The 17912-nt window shown below is 60.7% G+C and carries 15 protein-coding genes; 2 read left to right on the forward strand and 13 right to left on the reverse strand.

The window, feature by feature from the left end; translation table 11 throughout:
* Positions 1-103: 103 nt before the first annotated feature.
* The 12 genes from H7C86_RS09785 to H7C86_RS09840 all read right to left on the reverse strand — a co-directional run bounded on the left by H7C86_RS09785 (position 104) and on the right by H7C86_RS09840 (position 14353).
* On the reverse strand, positions 104-943 hold the full coding sequence (locus tag H7C86_RS09785) for a serine hydrolase (protein ID WP_182261470.1): 840 nt from the start codon (positions 941-943) through the stop codon (positions 104-106).
* Between the two features lie 36 nt (positions 944-979).
* On the reverse strand, positions 980-2107 hold the full coding sequence (locus H7C86_RS09790; protein WP_019748970.1) for an NDMA-dependent alcohol dehydrogenase: 1128 nt from the start codon (positions 2105-2107) through the stop codon (positions 980-982).
* A 310-nt stretch (positions 2108-2417) separates the two neighbouring features.
* Positions 2418-3722, reverse strand: a complete 1305-nt coding sequence (locus H7C86_RS09795; protein WP_182261471.1) for an HNH endonuclease signature motif containing protein — start codon at positions 3720-3722, stop codon at positions 2418-2420.
* 64 nt (positions 3723-3786) lie between these two features.
* A complete protein-coding gene (locus tag H7C86_RS09800; RefSeq protein WP_019748972.1) occupies positions 3787-4461 on the reverse strand; it encodes a response regulator transcription factor in 675 nt (224 codons plus the stop codon).
* The gene (locus H7C86_RS09805; protein WP_182261472.1) at positions 4458-5660 is read right to left on the reverse strand and encodes a sensor histidine kinase; all 1203 of its coding nucleotides are present in this window, start codon (positions 5658-5660) and stop codon (positions 4458-4460) included. The genes H7C86_RS09800 and H7C86_RS09805 overlap by 4 nt, the downstream gene beginning before the upstream one ends.
* A gap of 18 nt (positions 5661-5678) precedes the next feature.
* Positions 5679-7895, reverse strand: coding sequence for an MMPL family transporter (locus tag H7C86_RS09810; protein WP_182261473.1), 2217 nt, complete (start codon positions 7893-7895; stop codon positions 5679-5681).
* A gap of 95 nt (positions 7896-7990) precedes the next feature.
* Complete coding sequence (locus H7C86_RS09815; RefSeq protein ID WP_182261474.1) at positions 7991-8908, reverse strand: carbohydrate kinase; 918 nt, start codon at positions 8906-8908, stop codon at positions 7991-7993.
* Between the two features lie 95 nt (positions 8909-9003).
* On the reverse strand, positions 9004-10098 hold the full coding sequence (locus H7C86_RS09820) for an ABC transporter ATP-binding protein (protein WP_182261475.1): 1095 nt from the start codon (positions 10096-10098) through the stop codon (positions 9004-9006).
* A gap of 27 nt (positions 10099-10125) precedes the next feature.
* Positions 10126-10992, reverse strand: coding sequence for a carbohydrate ABC transporter permease (locus tag H7C86_RS09825; RefSeq protein ID WP_020969937.1), 867 nt, complete (start codon positions 10990-10992; stop codon positions 10126-10128).
* A complete protein-coding gene (locus H7C86_RS09830; protein ID WP_019748978.1) occupies positions 10992-11942 on the reverse strand; it encodes a carbohydrate ABC transporter permease in 951 nt (316 codons plus the stop codon). Before H7C86_RS09830 ends, H7C86_RS09825 begins: the two co-directional genes overlap by 1 nt.
* Entirely contained in the window at positions 11939-13291 is a 1353-nt protein-coding gene (locus H7C86_RS09835) for a sugar ABC transporter substrate-binding protein (protein WP_019748979.1), read from the reverse strand. The genes H7C86_RS09830 and H7C86_RS09835 overlap by 4 nt, the downstream gene beginning before the upstream one ends.
* Positions 13292-13354: 63 nt before the next feature.
* On the reverse strand, positions 13355-14353 hold the full coding sequence (locus tag H7C86_RS09840) for a sugar-binding transcriptional regulator (RefSeq protein ID WP_021334180.1): 999 nt from the start codon (positions 14351-14353) through the stop codon (positions 13355-13357).
* Positions 14354-14492: 139 nt separating this feature from the next.
* Between H7C86_RS09840 and H7C86_RS09845 the strand changes: the two genes are divergently transcribed.
* Both H7C86_RS09845 and H7C86_RS09850 read left to right on the forward strand, forming a co-directional pair.
* Complete coding sequence (locus H7C86_RS09845; protein ID WP_031331962.1) at positions 14493-15503, forward strand: NAD(P)-dependent alcohol dehydrogenase; 1011 nt, start codon at positions 14493-14495, stop codon at positions 15501-15503.
* Positions 15504-15510: 7 nt separating this feature from the next.
* Positions 15511-16983, forward strand: a complete 1473-nt coding sequence (locus tag H7C86_RS09850; protein WP_172932137.1) for a mannitol dehydrogenase family protein — start codon at positions 15511-15513, stop codon at positions 16981-16983.
* Here H7C86_RS09850 and H7C86_RS09855 read toward each other — a convergent pair whose 3' ends face one another.
* Positions 16984-17502 (reverse strand): DinB family protein, encoded by a 519-nt coding sequence (locus H7C86_RS09855; protein WP_047887967.1) that lies wholly within the window; start codon positions 17500-17502, stop codon positions 16984-16986.
* Positions 17503-17912 lie beyond the last annotated feature (410 nt).

Raw genomic sequence — 17912 nt, forward strand, 5'->3', positions numbered from 1 at the left:
CGTCTTCCCCAACGACCTCTGTCGAGTTCGTGCAGCACGCTCGATTGAACAGTGTGCCTTGTGTTACCCGTGTTGCGCCAGTGGAAGGAGAGAAATTTGTGCTCTATCGCGAAACTTCACCGATCACGCCATCTGACAATTCAGTCCACAAAGGCTTGGCCCAATCACCGAAGTCGCGATCGGTAAGCACGACGCACGCAGTATCGATCGTGGGATCGACCCACAGGAACGTCCCGGACTGGCCGAAATGACCGAAGGTTGCGGCCGAGTTCTCGAGACCTGTCCAATGCGGACGCTTGTCGCCGCGAATTTCGAATCCGAGTCCCCAGTCGTTGGGGCGCTGAGAGCCGTAACCCGGAAGAATTCCGTTGAGCCCCGGGAACTGCACGGTTGTCGCCTCTGCGAACGTCTGCGTCGAGATCAGGGTCGGCGAGAGCAGTTCAGCCGCGAACTTGGCCAAGTCGTCTGCCGATGCCTGTGCACCGTGACCGGCAGGACCGACAAGAGTCGCGCTGGTCATCCCCAACGGCGCGAACACCGCCTCGGCAAGATAGTCGGCAAACTCGATCTCGGTCTCCCGGGAAACCAACTCGGCAAGCACCTCGAATCCCGCACTCGAGTAGATCCGCTTCGACGCCACCGGCGCCTGAACAACACGTTCGGCGAATGCCAACCCGGAAGCATGTGCGAGGAGATGACGAACGGTCGACCCCTCAGGCCCGGCCGGCCCATCCAACTCGACCGCCCCTTCCTCCGCCGCCACCAGAATCGCGTAGGCGCACAACAGTTTTGTCACCGAAGCCAGGGGGAAAACATGCGACTGGTCGCCGCTGAAACCACGAATGCGGTCGCCCTCACCCGGATTATTCCCGGAGAGGACGACCGCTGCCGCATTGTCGACCGGCCACTGCTGGATTACGTCGAGACTGTGAGTACTGGGCACCCGATCAGACTACTGGCACAAGAGTTGCGCTTTCGATCACCAGTCAGCTTCGGTGTAGCGGATGACGCCGCGGATGTTCTTGCCATCCAACATGTCCTGGTACCCGTCGTTCACGCCTTCGAGCGTGTAGGTCCGAGTGACCATGTCGTCAAGGTTCAGCTTGCCTGCCTTGTACATCGCGAGGAGGTTAGGCACGTCCTGGCGAGCGTTGCCACCGCCGAAAATGTTGCCCTGAAGGTCCTTCTGAAGCATCGACATCAGGAACAGGTTCAGCTTCACATCCATGTCCGTCAAGTGCCCCATTGCAGTGACAACACAACGACCAGCCTTTGCCGTCAGAATCATGGCTTCTTCGACGTACTCACCCTTCATTTCGCCGACGGTGATGATCGTCTTCTGCGCCATGCGTCCGTACGTGGCGTCGATGATCGGCTGAATGGCAGCGGCAGCGCTTTCGAAAGCGTGCGTTGCGCCGAACTTCAGAGCCTGCTCACGCTTCCACGGCACGGGGTCGATGGCAAAGATGTACCGAGCGCCCGATGCAACCGCACCCTGTAGCGCACTGATACCGACGCCGCCGACGCCCATGATCACAACGTCTTCGCCGGGCTTCACATCGGCGATGTGGGTTGCCGATCCCCAACCGGTCGGGACGCCGCAACCGACGAGTGCGGCAACCTCGAACGGAATGTCCTTGTCGATCTTCACCACTGACGACTGGTTCACGACCATGTAGGGCGAGAACGTCCCTAGCAGGCACATCGGGATCACGTTTTCGCCGCGAGCCTGGATCCGGTACGTGCCGTCGCTGATGGCTTGGCCGCTGAGGAGACCCATCCCGAGGTCACAAAGATTCTGATGTCCGGCCGAACACGCCGGACAGGTTCCACAAGCCGGAATGAAGGACAGAACGACGTGGTCGCCGACCTCCAGTCCCTTGACCTCAGGGCCGAGCTTGGTGATGACGCCCGAACCCTCGTGCCCGCCCATGACCGGGAACGACGGCATCGGGGTCGCGCCGGTGACGATGTGGTGATCGGAGTGGCACATTCCGGCCGCTTCCATGCGAATTTGAACTTCGCCGGCCACCGGCTCGCCGATCTCGATCTCCTCGACGGACCACTTCTCATTGAGGCCCCACAGGATTGCACCCTTGGTCTTCACGTCACTTCACCCTTTCATTCGCACACCCGCATCTATCTCTGTGACCATAGCCACAAATCCGCGAAATTGGAACGTGTTCTAACGAAAGATTTTGCACTGCAGGTCAGACGTCCAAATGACCTGGCACAACCGGCTTGGCGACGACGAAGGAATGACCCACTGAGTGGGACAGGCCACACGGGCACCCGAAAGTAGAGTCACCCCGAAAGCACGCACCCATTCGACTCCACCTCCCACCAATCGGTCGGACACAGAGCAGCGGGTCTGAAACAGGCCTGGCCATGTTCTGGTGCATGTGAGGTTTGACCCCTCAGGTTTTGAATGTGGTGTTCGCCGGCCGCGGGTGCTGGCCGGGGTCGATCGAGGGCGGTGGGATGAACCACGGTTTGTTGTCGACGCCGATGCGGATCACCCATTTCCCGACGAACCCGGCTTTTCGGTGAATCAACCGGTGATGTGAACGGCACAGCAGGACAAGGTTGTTCATCACCGTCGGGCCGCCGTTGGCCCAGTGCCGGATATGGTGCGCATCCGTCCACGCCGGCACACATGTGCAGCCCGGGAACGCGCACCCCTTGTCTCGGGCGATCAACGCCACTCGCTGCTCCGCAGTGACCAACCGTTTCCCGGGTTTCGCATCCAACGGCGCGCCGTGACCGTCGAGCAGAACAGTGGACAGGAAGCAGTCACACCCGAGGAGTCTGGTCTGCGATACCGACAGCGGCCCCAGCCAGGGCATATGTCCGACATCAAGATCCGACACAGCCACTCCACCACCATCGGGCGAGGGTGCGGCGGCGCAGTCCCGATGCTCAGCCAGATCACGCGCGTTGATGTGCACATTCACGTGCGGACGCTGCCCACCGTCCGTGCCAGTCTTGGCGCAGTCCAGGTAGCGGCGGATCAGTTCGGTGAACCCGTCCGCGGTCCGCTTCGCTGCCGACCGAGAATCCGGGGTTCCATCGGGTGCCGGGGTGGGCATCGTCAGATTCGACAGGGCGGAGAGCAGCATTTCGCCGGTGAGGGCGTCGAAATCGCCGCGCACCACCACCCGACCGTTCAGTGTCGATGCGATCCGCAACTCGTTGCGGTCGATATCTTCGGCGGGCGGAATCTCATCGGACTCGAACACTCGCTCCAAGGTCGCGATCATGTTTCGCACCTTCGTGGTCGTCGCCTCCACGCCCGACGCGGCAGCCAACAACAAGTCGATACAGCGAGGGAGCGCTTCCTCCGGCATCCCCTTCGGTGGTGACTCGCAGAACGCCACGATCAACACCGCGTGCTCGAACGAGCAATCCCCGACATCGAACCGGGCAGCCACCGCGGGAAACGGTCGCAGCGCAGCACCCAACGCGGCGATCTTCTTCCCGTCCCGGACCTGCAGCATCGTGTTTGCCGCCAACCAGCAACCCACCCCGCGGCTGGCAATCACCTGATCATCCGGGCGCATCGAGAGTTCGTCGACCACCGCCACACGAACAGCCTCGAGACGAAGAATCTCCGCACTCGCCTCGATAGCAGCGGTACGTAACTCCGCAGCAGACAACCGCCACAGTCGTCCGCGCAACCCCACCGCAGAACCAGACACCACATCCGACAACAGAACACTCATTGAATCCCCCGATCCCCTCCCCCAACAATACTCGAACACCCGTTCGAGTCAAGAGTTTCTCGAGTCAATCCACCGAGCGTCCCGGAATCACCACACCGCATTGATAGGCGAGAACCACCAGTTGCGCGCGGTCGCGGACATCCAGTTTTGTCATCGCCCGGTTCACATGGGTTTTTGCCGTGACCGCGCTGATCACCAATTCCGCGGCGATTTCGTCGTTGGACATCCCGAGGGCAACGAGGGTGACCACTTCGAGTTCGCGTGGTGTCAATTGACCGAAAATCCCGGAAGTCGAGTCGGCCCGCGACGGAGTGGAAAGGAATCGAGAAATCAACGCACTGGTCGCAATCGGCGACAACAAAGAGTTCCCACCTGCGACCGTCCGAACAGCATCAAGTAGATCCTCCGCTCGGATTCCTTTGCCGATGAAGCCGCTCGCTCCCGCCCGGATCGCCTGTGCCACATGTTCATCCACTTCGAAGGTCGTCAGGATCAGTACGTGTACGTCGGACAAATCCGGATGATCGGCGATCATGGCGGTCGCTTCGACTCCGCTGGTGCCCGGCATGCGAATGTCCATCAGTACAACGTCGGGTCGGTGCTCGAGCGCCGCCTGGAATGCCTGCTCTCCGTCTGCCGCCTCGGCGACCACCTCCATGTCGTCTTCCGAACCGATCAGCAGCGCAAGCGTTTGACGGAAGAGCGCCTGATCGTCTGCCACTACCACCCGAATACTCACGACTCCTCACGCTCCGAACCGCTGGAGACCGAGACCAGCGGCAGTTGGGCGTCCACACGAAATCCCCCGTCCGCGCGGAATCCTGCTGAGACCTCGCCTCCCATTGCCTGTGCCCTCTCCTTCATTCCCAGCAGTCCGTACCCGGGCGGCGACGTCGAAGGCACTGCCGTTCCGGAGTTTTCGACCGACAGCACCAGAACCTCGGCTTCGTACGACAACGACACGGAGACGGCCCCTGGCAACGCATGCTTGCTCGCATTCACGAGTGCTTCCTGGATAATTCGGTACGCCGTGAGGTCTACTGCTGGCCCGAGATGGCGCAGCGAACCCACTGCGCGCACTTCGATTTCCATTCCCGCACTGACGAATTGATCCACCAGTGCCGGTAGATCCGAAAGCCCCGGTGCCGGTTTCATCGAGCGATCACCGTCCTGAGCGTCACGGAGAACTCCGACCGTGGCCCGAATTTCATCGAGTGCCGCCTTGGACGTTTCCTCCACTCCGCGTAGTGCAGTCGTCGCCTTCTCCGGGTCTTTCCCGATCAAGTGCGACGCGACCCCGACTTGCAGGTTGACCAAGGCAATGTGGTGCGCGACAACGTCGTGCAAGTCTCGCGCAATCCGCATCCTTTCTTCGACGACGCGGTGTCGGGCCTCGTCCTCGCGCATTCTTTCCGCTTGCACCGCGCGCGCCTCGACGGACTCCAGATAGGCTCGGCGAGAACGGACCTCGGCGCCGGCGAAACTTGCCATCAGCAACCAGGCCAACAACCCCAGTGCCTCCTGCAGCAGATTGTTCCCCACTCCCAGGAAGATCGTGACGAGCATCAGCGAGCTGACTGTGCTCGCCGCTGCGAAGAAGGTCCTCCGGCGGTCACTCGTGCTGGCAACGTAGTAGAGGCACACCATCGCCGCGGAACCTGTGCCGGCATTCGGCGGCGCTGACAGTGCAATCATCAATACGCCGAGAAGTACTGCCACCGCCAGCGCCGAGAACGGGTAGCGCCTCCGGAATACGATGGTTGCCGCTGCGATTGCTGTTACAAGGACTCCCACAACTGTTACTTCGCGGGTGTCATTGCCATCGAGCGCGATGCGGTGCGCCGTCCACGTGGCTAGGAGCACGAGGATCGTCAGTGCCAGGTCGATGGTGCGCGGGTGTTCCGCACACCATCGACCCCACGTCGATGTCGAAGTCATCGATCTACCGTATCCGGGTCATACCGACAACTTGTCGCTCGTGGGTTCACTGGATTCCTTCGAATCTGCGAGCAGCGCAGTCAACTGCTCCCCCTCGACATCGACGTTCGGGACCAACCGGTCCAGCCATGAGGGGAACCACCATGCCTTCGAGCCCAACAGGGACATGACGGCCGGTACGACGGTCATACGAATCACGAAGGCGTCGAACAGAACCGCGAACGAGAGTCCGAGTCCGATCTGCATGATGAAGGCGTCGCCGCCGAAGATGAAGCCCGCGAAAACGGCGATCATGATCAGCGCCGCGGCCGTGACGACTCGGGCGCCCTGGTCGAAGCCCTTCACGACTGCTTCGTCCGGTCCGTCACCGTGGACGAACGCTTCACGCATTCTGGTCACGAGGAACACCTGGTAGTCCATCGCCAACCCGAAGACGATGCCGATCATGAAGATGGGCAACATCGCCACAACTGATCCGGTTTGGCCTTCGATTCCGAGAATGCCGGCGAACCAACCCCACTGGAAGATCGCGACCAGCACACCGAACGTCGCGCCGATCGAGAGCAGAAATCCGAGAGTTGCCTTGAGCGGTACCAAGATCGAGCGGAACACCAGCATCAAAAGAATGAAGGCGAGGCCGACGACCAATGCGAGGTAGGGAACGAGGGCATCAGCCAAGCGATCCGAGACGTCGATCGTCAACGCTGTCTGACCGGTGACCGACATCGTGGCCCCGGTCTCGTCGGTCAGTGATCCGGCGACCTCACGTATATCTGCGACGAGCGCCTTTGTTGCCTCGGTTTCCGGGCCACTCGAGGGAACCACCGTGATGACTGCTGTATCGCCGGCCTGATTGAGTGCTGGCGGCGTCACTGCCGCTACGTCGGGCAGAGCACCGAGCTTTTCCTGGGCGCCGCTCAATGCCGCTGCCGGATCTGCGGCGTCGGCAACGTCGACAACCACCATGAGCGGACCGCTGAACCCGGCACCGAACCCCTCGGATAGTCGGTCGGTAGCCCTGACGGCAGTTGTGTCGGGCACTGGTGGGCTCGCCAAACTCAGGTTGATTCCGAAGGTGGGGATCGCCAGCAATCCCAGCCCGAGGACTGACGCGAGCAAAACCGGAACTCGACGCCGGATCACGAACTTGGCCCATCGCGAGCCCGCCCCCTCCGACTGTTTCCGGTGTGTCAGTTCACCGCCGGACGCCAGCAGTCGACGATCAGACCGACTCAGGACGCGCGACCCTGCAAATCCGAGTGTGGCGGGCAGCAGCGTCAGTGAAATCACCACTGCAACAGCAACTGCGAATGCTGCAGCCAGACCCATGCTTGTCAGGAACGGGATGTTCACGACGAACAGTCCGGCCAGTGCGATGAGGACGGTCAACCCCGCGAACACTACGGCCGAACCCGCAGTCCCCGCTGCGCGGCCCGCAGCAATTTCCGGATCATGTCCGTCACGTAGTTCGGAGCGGTAGCGCGAGACGATGAACAGCGAATAGTCGATCGCCACGGCGAGCCCCAGCATCATTGCCAGGACGGTTGTGCTCGAACCCAATTCGATGAAACCAGTTGCGATGGTGATCGTGCAGATCGCGATGCCGATGCCGATCAACGCGCTGATCAAAGGAAGCCCCGCCGCAACCAAGGAACCGAAGGTGACGGTCAGCACCACCGCGGCGATCGCGACTCCGATCACCTCTCCCATCGATTCGGCGCTGCTTTCCATCAGCACGTTGCCGGCAACATCGACTGCCAGCCCTGAATCCGAGGCGTCGTGGACAGCGGACTCGAGCAGTTCTTTCGAACTGTCCGGCAAGTCCATCGAGTCGGCTGTATAGGAGACCTGCATGTATCCGATCGTCCCAGTCGGCGACACTCCGCCGGAGGCATACGGATCCGATACCGCTGCAACCTCAGGGTCCTTCCCGAGCGCAGAGACCAATTCACTGACGGATTGCCGAATGGCCGGATCGGCGAGCGTCGTGCCCGCCGGAGATTCGAAGACTATGCGAGCACTGGCTCCGCCGGTAGACGATTCCGGGAACCGTTCAGCCAGAAGGTCCTGTGCCGCTTGCGATTCTGTGCCCGGGATCGACAATGTATTGACGGTCGGACCGGACAGCGTTGCTGCGCCTACTCCGCCCGCCACCAGCAGGACGACCCAGAAGCCCACCATTGCCCAGCGGCGGCGAAACGCGAGTCGCGAGAGTTTGTACAGGAATATCGACATGCGTATCACTGTGCCGATACACGACCCCGTCGCACATCGTGCACAGGTAGGCAGTTCGACGTACTGCGCTCGCAGTAGGGCGGTGGTCCCCAGTGCTAGACGGGCAGGCCCAACTCCCTTGACCACGGCGGATCCGCCCCTGGTCGTGACACGGTGACGGCTGCCGCGCGTGCGGCAAAGGTCAACGCGGCCGACCAGTCTGCCTCGGAGAACCCGCGCACAACGGCGACGTCGAGTGCATCGTGACGATCAAGGTAGGCCAGCAGGGCTCCGTGAACGGTATCTCCGGCACCGATCGTGTCCGCGACGTCAACTGCGGGCGCCGGCACCGAAACATCGAGTTCCTTGGTGATCAACCGCAACCCGTCACCGCCACGGGTGAGCAGTACGGCGCCGACGCCTTCGTCGAGCCACTCGGCGCCGTCAACCGAACCCAACCACTTCGCGTCGTCGTCGCTCACTTTGAGAATATCGATGGCGGGCAACCACGAACGAAATCGTCGTCGATATGCTTCCGGGTCCGAGATCACCGCCGGACGAATGTTGGGGTCCACCATGGTGAGTCGACCGCGGGCGTGTGCTTCGTGCAGCATGGCTTCGTAAGCGGAGGCCCCGGGCTCGAGCACCAGCGACAGCGTTCCGAACGAGAATGCCCGGGCAGAGGGAAGTTTCGGCAGCGCGAACTGTCGATCCGCCGTTCCCTCGAGGTAGAAGGAATACCGAGCACCTCCGTCCGCCGCAAGGTTCACGACGGCCAGAGCTGTCGGCTCGGGCCCACGTTCGACTCCGGTCGTGTCGACATTCGACGCGGCCAGCGAGTCGATCATCCGATCTCCGAACGCGTCGGTGGACAAGCGAGAGACGAATCCCACGTCGGATCCGAGTCGACCCACCGCGATCGCAACGTTGAACGGTCCACCGCCCAACTTGGGTGAGAAGTTCTCCCCCACCGGAACCAGATCAACCAGTCCCTCACCACACACCACGACGGATCGTTCGCGTGTATCACTCATCGGTAGACCCTAACCTTCTCACCAGTCGAAGATGGATGTGACCTGCTCGGCACGAACGAGTTCGGGTGCCGAGCAGGTCACGATTGTGGTGGGATTCAGCTACCCACGCGCTCACCCGTAGTCGGGTCGAAGAGGTGAACAGGACCGTCCACCCGCTCGAAGCCCAGCGTCTGGCCGTACTGCAGCTTCGATCGCCCGCCGGTGCGTGCAACGAGCGAGATCGGGTCGGCTTCGGTTCCAGGCACGTGTGCGTAGATGTACGACTCGTTGCCCAGTTCCTCTACCAGGTCGATCTGAGCTGCGATTCCGTCTCCGGCTGCAACCACCTGGAATTGCTCGGGCCGAATTCCTACTGTGACCGAAGCCAGACCGGCCGCGGCGATTGCCGCCATCTGCTCGCGGTCCAGCGGAACCTCGACGTCGCCGAAACGCACCCCACCCGAACTGACCGGCGCCGTTACCAAGTTCATACCTGGAGATCCGATGAAGCCGGCAACAAACGCATTGGCCGGCCGATCGTAAAGTTCGGTCGGAGAAGCGAATTGTTGCAACTTGCCGCCCTTGAGCACTGCCACGCGATCACCCATCGTCATCGCTTCCACCTGATCGTGCGTGACGTAGACGGTGGTGGTTCCGAGACGACGCTGCAACGCCGCGATCTGCGTGCGGGTCTGGACGCGTAGCTTTGCGTCGAGGTTGGAGAGCGGCTCGTCCATGCAGAACACTTGCGGTTCACGAACGATTGCTCGGCCCATGGCAACTCGCTGCCGTTGACCGCCGGAAAGCTTGGCCGGCTTGCGGTCGAGGTATTCCGTCAGGTCAAGCAGTTTGGCCGCTTCGGCAACTTTCTTCTTACGCTCCTCGACGGGCACACCGCGCATCTTCAACGCGAACCCCATGTTTTCGCCGACGGTTTTATTGGGGTACAGCGCGTAATTCTGGAAGACCATTGCGATGTCGCGATCCTTCGACGGGACATCGGTCATGTCCTTGCCGTTGATGGTGATCGCACCGGAATCGATGTCCTCGAGCCCTGCCAACATGCGCAGGGCCGTGGACTTTCCGGAACCTGACGGACCGACGAGCACGATGAACTCCCCGTCCTTGATGTCAAGATCGAGTGAATCTACAGCGAGGGTCCGAGCACCTTCGTAGATGCAAGACGCTTTCTGGTACGAGATTTCAGCCATGACGAACTCCTGAGAGGGTGAGGAGAATTATTTGATTGCACCGAAGGACAGGCCGCGCACCAGTTTGTTCTGGGCGAACCAACCGGCCAGGATGACGGGCAATGCCGCCATGGTCGCTGCCGCGGAGAGCCGAGCCCAGTACAGTCCCTCGCCGGTGATGAACCCGACCAGGAAGACCGGAATCGTCTGCGCTTGAACAGCTGTCAGGTTGACTGCGAAGAAGAATTCGTTCCACGAGAAGATCACGCAGATCAGCGCAGTCGCAGCAATTCCGGGCGAGATCAGCGGGAGGATCACCTCTCGAACCGAGGTCCACAAACTCGCGCCGTCCATGCTGGCGGCTTCGAGAAGCTCGCCGGGGACTTCGAGAAAGAACGAACGCATCATCCACACTGCGATCGGCAGATTCATCGATGTGTACAAGATGACCAGCGCCCAGATGTTGTCGAGCAATCCGATGTCGTTGACGATCACGTACAGCGGCACGATTGCGGCGACGACTGGGAGCATCTTGGTACTGATGAAGAAGAACAGCACATCCTGCGTCTTCTTCACCGGGCGAAGAGACAATGCAAACGCAGCCGGAACACCCAGTAGCAGAACAAGAATCGTCGACATTCCTGTGGCAAATGCCGAGTTCGCCAGCGTTGTACCCAGACCGGAATCGAGGACGGCACGGAACTGTTCGAGGGTGGGAGTGAAGAACAGCTTCGGCGGGTCCGTGTAGGCGTCTGCCTCGGTCTTGAACGCGGTCAGGACCATCCAGAAGACCGGGAAGAAGAATCCGAGAGCGGCGATCCACGCCACGACCGACCACGGACTGAACTTACTGCTCTTCTTTTTCTTGACGACGGGTTTGTCGGTCGTCGCGCTTGTCGTCTCTACGGCAGTCATCACGCCGCCTCCTCGTTGCCGGTGAAGCTCTTGAAGATCAATCGGAGCGCGAGTGTCGAGACGATGATGGTCGCGATCACTGTCACGACACCCATCGCCGCAGCTTGACCTACGTCGAAGCCGAGGAACGCGCGCTGGTAGATGTAGAACGGCAGATTCGAACTGGCCACGCCGGGCCCGCCCGACGTCATCATGTACACCGCGTCAAAGGTGTTCACGAGGTAGATCGCACCCAGAACTGCACCGAGTTCGATGAAGCGGCGCAGGTGCGGCAGTGTCAGTTCGCGGAACATCGCAAACGGCTTGGCTCCGTCCACCCGTGCGGCTTCGAGGATGTCTCGGGGCATGGACTGCAAGCCGGCCAGAATGAGCAGCATCATGAAAGGCGTCCACTGCCAGATCAGATTGATCATGACGGCGGCGAGCGGAAACTTGCTGACCCAGTCGACCTGGCCGACACCGAACGGCTGGAGGACAAAGTTCACGATACCGAACACCGGGTCGAACATTGTTGTCTTCCAGAGCAACGCGCCAGCGACGGGGGTGATGAGAAATGGCGTGATCAGCAGTGTCCGCACGATCCCGCGACCGAGGAAGGCTCTGTCGAGTAGCAGTGCCAACGCGAGTCCGAGGATCACCGAAACGATGACCGTACCCACGATCATGATGACCGTGTTGACCGCGACTTCCCGAAACTGACTGTCCTTGAAAACCTCGATGTAGTTGTCGAACCCGTTGAAGTGCCGCGATCCCGGCCGGACAAGGTTCCACGACTGCGTCGAGTAGTAGAGGGTGAACAGAAACGGAATCTGGGTGACGACGATCGAGAAGATCAACGCCGGCAACAGGGGACCTCTACGACGCCAACCCTCGGCGCGGGAGATCTTCTTTTCGACACGGACCGGTGGCGCGTCGTCCACCGTAGTTCTGGGCTCGGCAACCGTAGTCATCGGTTCTCCTGATAGGTCTTGCCGACCACCTCGGCATACTGCTGGGATTGTTCGAGTGCTTCTTTCACGCTCTTCTGACCCGCGATGGCAGCACTGATCTGCTGGCTGACGCGAGTGCCCAGGTCCTGAAACTCAGGGATGGTGAGGAACTGGACGCCGGTGTACGGAACCGGTTGCACTGTCGGGTTCTTCGGATCTGCATTGTTGATCGATTCGAGGGTGATCGGACCGAATGCCTGTGCGGCCTCTTGATATTCCGGAATCTCGTAGGTCGATAGGCGACTTCCCGGGGGAACTCTCGACCAGCCGAGTTCGGTTCCGACCTTCTGGATGTAGTCCTTGTTCGTCATCCAGGAAATGAACTTCCAGGCGTCATCTTTGTTCTTTGCCGACTCCGGGATTCCGAGCGCCCAGGTGTAGAGCCAACCAGGATCGGACTTCTCGACCTTCGGGGCCTTCGCATATCCGATGTTGCCGACTACCTTCGACGACGCAGGGTCCTCGAGAACCGACACAGCCGACGTCGCGTCGTACCACATCGCCGTGTTGCCTTGCGCGAATTGTGTTGCACATTCACCGAATCCGCTTGTGGCAGGGCCCGGCTGACCATGCTCCTTGACCGTGTCCACGTAGAACTGAACCGCATCCTCGACCTGCGGACTGGTCAGCTGCGCATTCCAATTCTCGTCGTACCAGCGTCCACCGAAGGTGTTGATCACGGTGTTCAGCGGCGCGAGTACCTCACCCCAGCCAGGCTTTCCACGCAAACAGATTCCCGCCATCTTGGCATCCGGGTTGTCGAACTGCGCTGCCCAACCTGCAACTTCTTGCCACGTCGGGTCTTCGGGAACTGTTATCCCCGCCTGATCGAACAGATCCTTGCGGTACATCAGGAACGACGACTCCCCGTAGAACGGGACCGCGTACATACTGTCCTCGTATGACAGAGAAGTCTTGATCGACGGTATGAAGTCGTCCTCGTCATAACCGGGCGTCTTGTCTGCATACTCGGACAGGTTCGTGAGCCAACCGTTGGCGGCCCACTGAGGTGTCTCGTAGTTGCTGATCATCACGACGTCGAACTCACCGCCGCCGGTTGCCGTCGACGCTGTGATCTTGGCACGCGCCTGGTTCTCGGAAAGGCTGACGAATTTGAGGTCGATGCCAGGGTTCTCGGCTTCGAAAGCCGGCGCCAGTTTGATGGCGTCCTGCATCTGCGAGTTCGACACCATCGCGATGGTGACTGTTCGTTCGCCGGAACCACCGAGCGCACCAGCGCCCGCACATCCCGACACCAGGAGGCAGAGCGCCGCCGCGGCAGCGCCCCACACTCGTCTTCCTGTTTTCACGGATTACCTTCCTTCACACTTGCGTGTCAGTCGCGCGCTCGGACAGCGAAACTCGTGAGATCGCTAGCCTTCGAGCAGCCACTGGGCGCACTCGACGTCGGTGACGAGTACGTTTGCCAAACCTCCGCGCAATGCGCCCAGAACGGCCTGGCGTTTGTGTGTTCCCCCCGAAATCAGAATCGTCTGATCGCAGGATTTCACTGCGTCGAGCGATACGGAGACCGTTCGCTCAGGCAGTGGCCCCTCCACTGGATTGCCGTCGATCGTGTAGAAACGGCCGCCGATTTCACCGACAGCGCCTCGACTTTCCAACTCGTCCAGCATGGTCGAGTCGACGAAGCTACCGGCAAACAAGGTCGTGGCAGTCGAGACGGCACCAACTCCGAAAACCATGATGTCGGAATCAGTTCCGGCTTGCAGCGCCTTCGAGATGACCGAGTCGTTTCGCATCGACTCCACAGTCGCCGGGTCGGCGTATAGCGGAGCATTGAGGCGAATAGGATTGGCCTGCAACTGTTGTGCACATCGGCCGATGGTGAAGTCGACACCGGTTTGGTAGTCGGTCACCGTCATGGAGCCGTCAAGTTGTACCACAGCCGAGCACTTCGCCGCCTTGTCTGGCAAAGATCCTGCTACCGCAACGGTTTCCGGACCCCAGGTAAACCCGAGAACGCTCGACGGCTGCAGACGACGAACCAGAACTTCCGCTGCTCGTCGGCCGAGCGCGTCGAAGTCCGGATCGTCCGAGTCCGAATTTGCTTCGGGCACAATCAAAACTTCGGCCAACCCGAAGTGCTTCTCCAGTTTCGATTCCAACTCCGTGTTCACCGAACCTTCGAGCTCCGGCGGCACCATAATCTCGACCCTGACCAAACCTTGCGTCCGCGCCCTGGCCAACAGCCGCCCGGCCGTAGGCCGCGAGACGCCCAACTTCGCTGCAATCTCCGCCTGAGTAGCGCCTTCGAGGTGATACATGGTCGCTGCCCGCAAGGCGAGCCGCACATCCTCGGAAGCCGGCAACTTCGACGACTTGAGTCCTGCGGGCTGAGCCGACTGGTTCACACGGTCTCCTTGTGTATCAGGTTCAAAGTTTCTTGATCGTGAGCAGATGCTCACTAGATGTTCTTATGCTCATTAAGCTAACATCTACGTTGTGACCCACACAACAGTTTCCGGAGAATCCGTCGATCTACCTGCGACAATTCGGGCAAATGTCCTTGTTGAGACCGGAAAGATGCAGATGGTCGAGAGACCACGACCGTCCCCGAAGACGGGTGAAGTCCTCGTTCGCATCCATGCCGTGGGCGTGTGCGGGTCGGACGCGCACTACTTTCACGAAGGTCGCATCGGCCCTTACGTAGTCAACTCACCGCTCGTTCTCGGACACGAAGCATCGGGACGCATCGCCGCAGTCGGTGACGGCGTCGACCCAAGACGCATCGGGCAGCGCGTCTCCATCGAGCCTCAGAAGCCCGATCCGACAAGTCCCGAATCCAAGGCAGGCAGATACAACCTCTGCCCTCATATGGAGTTCTTCGCGACGCCGCCGATCGACGGTGCACTGACCGACTACGTCACGATCGGTGCCGACTTCGCCCATCCCATCGCAGATTCCGTGTCCTACGAGGCAGCTGCGCTGTTCGAGCCACTCTCCGTAGGGATCGCCTCAGCCCAGAAAGCGGGAATCACTGCCGGCTCTCGTGTGTTGATCGCCGGCGCCGGCCCGGTAGGAATCGTGACGACGCAGGTGGCCAAGGCATTCGGCGCGACGGAAGTCATCGTCTCGGACATCGATGCGGCCCGGCGTGATGTGGCACTGAAATTCGGCGCAACAACCGTCGTTGATCCTCGTGAAAGCGACGTACGCTCGCTGGCCGTCGATGCGTTCATCGACGCCTCGGGTGCCACGGCCGCAGTAATCGACGGGATTCACGCAGTTCGGCCCGCTGGGACCGTCGTTCTGGTCGGAATGGGTGCCGACGAGATACCGTTGCCGGTCCCGATCATTCAGAATCGCGAACTGATGCTCACCGGAGTGTTCCGGTACGCCAACACGTGGCCGATCGCCGCCGCACTGGTCGCTGCCGGGCGCGTCGATCTGGATTCGATGGTCACAGCACGCTTTTCACTCGAACGATCGCAAGAGGCCCTGGTGGCCGATCGCATTCCCGGCAGCATCAAAGCCGTAGTCATCGTCGCCGAAGGAGACTAGAACTTTCATGGAACTCAATACGAAGACCTTGCTCGACTTCGATGCTGAACTCGAAGTGCCGAACTACGACCGGAGCAAAGTCACTACCGGCATAGTGCATTTCGGTGTCGGAGGCTTTCACCGTGCACACCAGGCCATGTACATCGATACCCTCCTGCGACGAGGTGAAGCCTTCGACTGGGGAATCTGCGGAGTGGGAGTGATGCCGTCGGACAAGCGAATGAAAGACGCACTCCGCGCGCAGGACGGCCTCTACACGCTGGCGCTCAAGCATGCTGACGGAACCCTCCAGGGCCGGGTCATCGGGTCGATCGTCGAGTACTTGTTCGCGCCCGACGATCCGGAGGCGGTGATCGAAAAGATGGCATCCGAATCGACGAAAATCGTATCTCTCACCATCACCGAGGGCGGATACAACATCTCGCACACTACGGGCGAGTTCGACGCGTCCCATCCCGATGTGATGCACGATCTCGAGCCGGGAACACTCCCCCGCACCACCTTCGGTCTGATTTGTGCGGCACTCGCACTCCGTCGCGACCGGGGCCTCACCCCGTTCACGATCATGAGTTGCGACAACATCGAAGGCAACGGATCGGTCGCCAGGACGGCTGTCGGAGCGTTCGCCGCTCTGAAGGATCCCGAATTTGCGGAGTGGATCGACGCGAACGGCGCCTTCCCCAACTCCATGGTCGACCGGATCACACCCGTCACGACAGCCGAGGTGACCACCGAGATCGCCGAGACGTTTGGCGTGGACGATCAGTGGCCGGTCGCAGCTGAGCCGTTCACCGCGTGGTTCCTCGAGGACGAGTTCACCTCAGGCAGGCCACCTCTGGAGAATGCCGGCGTCAATCTCGTGCCGGATGTTCGCCCGTACGAACTGATGAAACTGCGCCTTCTCAATGCCAGCCATCAAGGCATCGCGTACTTCGGCTACCTTGCCGGATACCGCCTGGTCCACGAGGCATGCCAGGACGAACTCTTGTCAGGGTTCCTGCTCGACTACATGAATCTGGAAGCGACGCCGACCCTTGATCCGGTACCCGGCGTCGACCTCGATCAGTACAAGAAGACCCTCATCGAACGATTCTCGAACCCCCAGGTCCGCGACACGATTGCACGTCTGTGCGCCGAGTCGTCCGATCGAATTCCCAAGTGGCTGTTGCCCGTCATCCGAACCCAACTCGACACCGGTGGGTCGATCAACCTGTCCACCGCAATTGTCGCCAGCTGGGCCCGCTACGCCGAGGGCACAGACGAGAACGGAGATCCCATCACCGTCGTCGATCAGCTGTCGGACACTCTGGTGCCGCTCGCCCAGAAACAATCGAGCGACCCGTTGGCCTTCATCGGGTACCGCCAAGTGTTCGGCGATCTCGTGGACGATCGCCGATTTGTCGCAAGCTTCCGAAAGACCCTCGACTCGTTGCACTCCGTCGGAGCCAGAAGAACCCTCGAGGAGGTGCGCGGGCTCTGACTACGCCGAGACGTCGTGCAGGTGATGGATCGGATCGTGAATGAAGTAGGCCGCCAACGATTCGACGGTGAACGCCGATCCGTCACTGCGGAGACCCCGTCGTTGGCGGCTACCCTCTGGCACGGTTTCGAAGGCGTTCGCGACTTCCGCCGCGGCGTCGGACAATTCCGATGCCACCGTTGCCGGATCTTGGTCGTTGTACCGCTCGGCCTCAGCTGTTGCGTCTTGATCCCAGTTCTCGAATTGCGGATCGTCGAATTCGAGCATCTGTTCCAACCTCACCTTGAAGATCCTGAACACGTCGCGTACGTGGGCGGAATACTCCAGCGCTGACCATGTTTCGCTGTCCGGTCGCTCCGTCACATTCTCGCGCTCCAGTACCTCGGCCCACGAGACGGCATTGCTACGCACAAGATCTGGAACATCCGCGAACGCAACAGCGGACGAATCAAACCCGCACTCGCCGCATGGGCGTTCGAGGACCCAGGTCCAGTTCTTTGTATCCGGGGTGATCGGCATGGATCGAGAATAGTCCGCCAGGGCGGGGTCAGTCTGCTTCGATTGGCCGATGAAGCGAATCATGAGCGGAATTGCGGTTACCACCGTGCTGACGCTCTCCGTGTGTGGCGCGGAAGTGGGCCCACCCGAGCCGCGCAACAGCAAGAGCAGGCGGTGGTCGTCAATTCACTTCATTCGAGTGCCCGGGGCGAATGTTGATCCGTATTTCCATCATCGTTTGCGGCATCTGGTTTGATTCGAAACATGCGCTCTTCGCTCGCCTTGTCCACTCTCGCTGCCGGCTTGTCGTTGCGGTGTCGGGTCGCAGACAGCGCCGCAACCCGACACCGCAACGACAACAACCGAAACGGGCGGAAGGTCAAGTCCAAATGTGTGGTGTGTGAGGACGGGCACTGCGTAATCTCCTCGTT

The organism is Rhodococcus sp. UFZ-B548 (genome assembly GCF_903819475.1).
Classification (GTDB): domain Bacteria; phylum Actinomycetota; class Actinomycetes; order Mycobacteriales; family Mycobacteriaceae; genus Rhodococcus_F; species Rhodococcus_F erythropolis.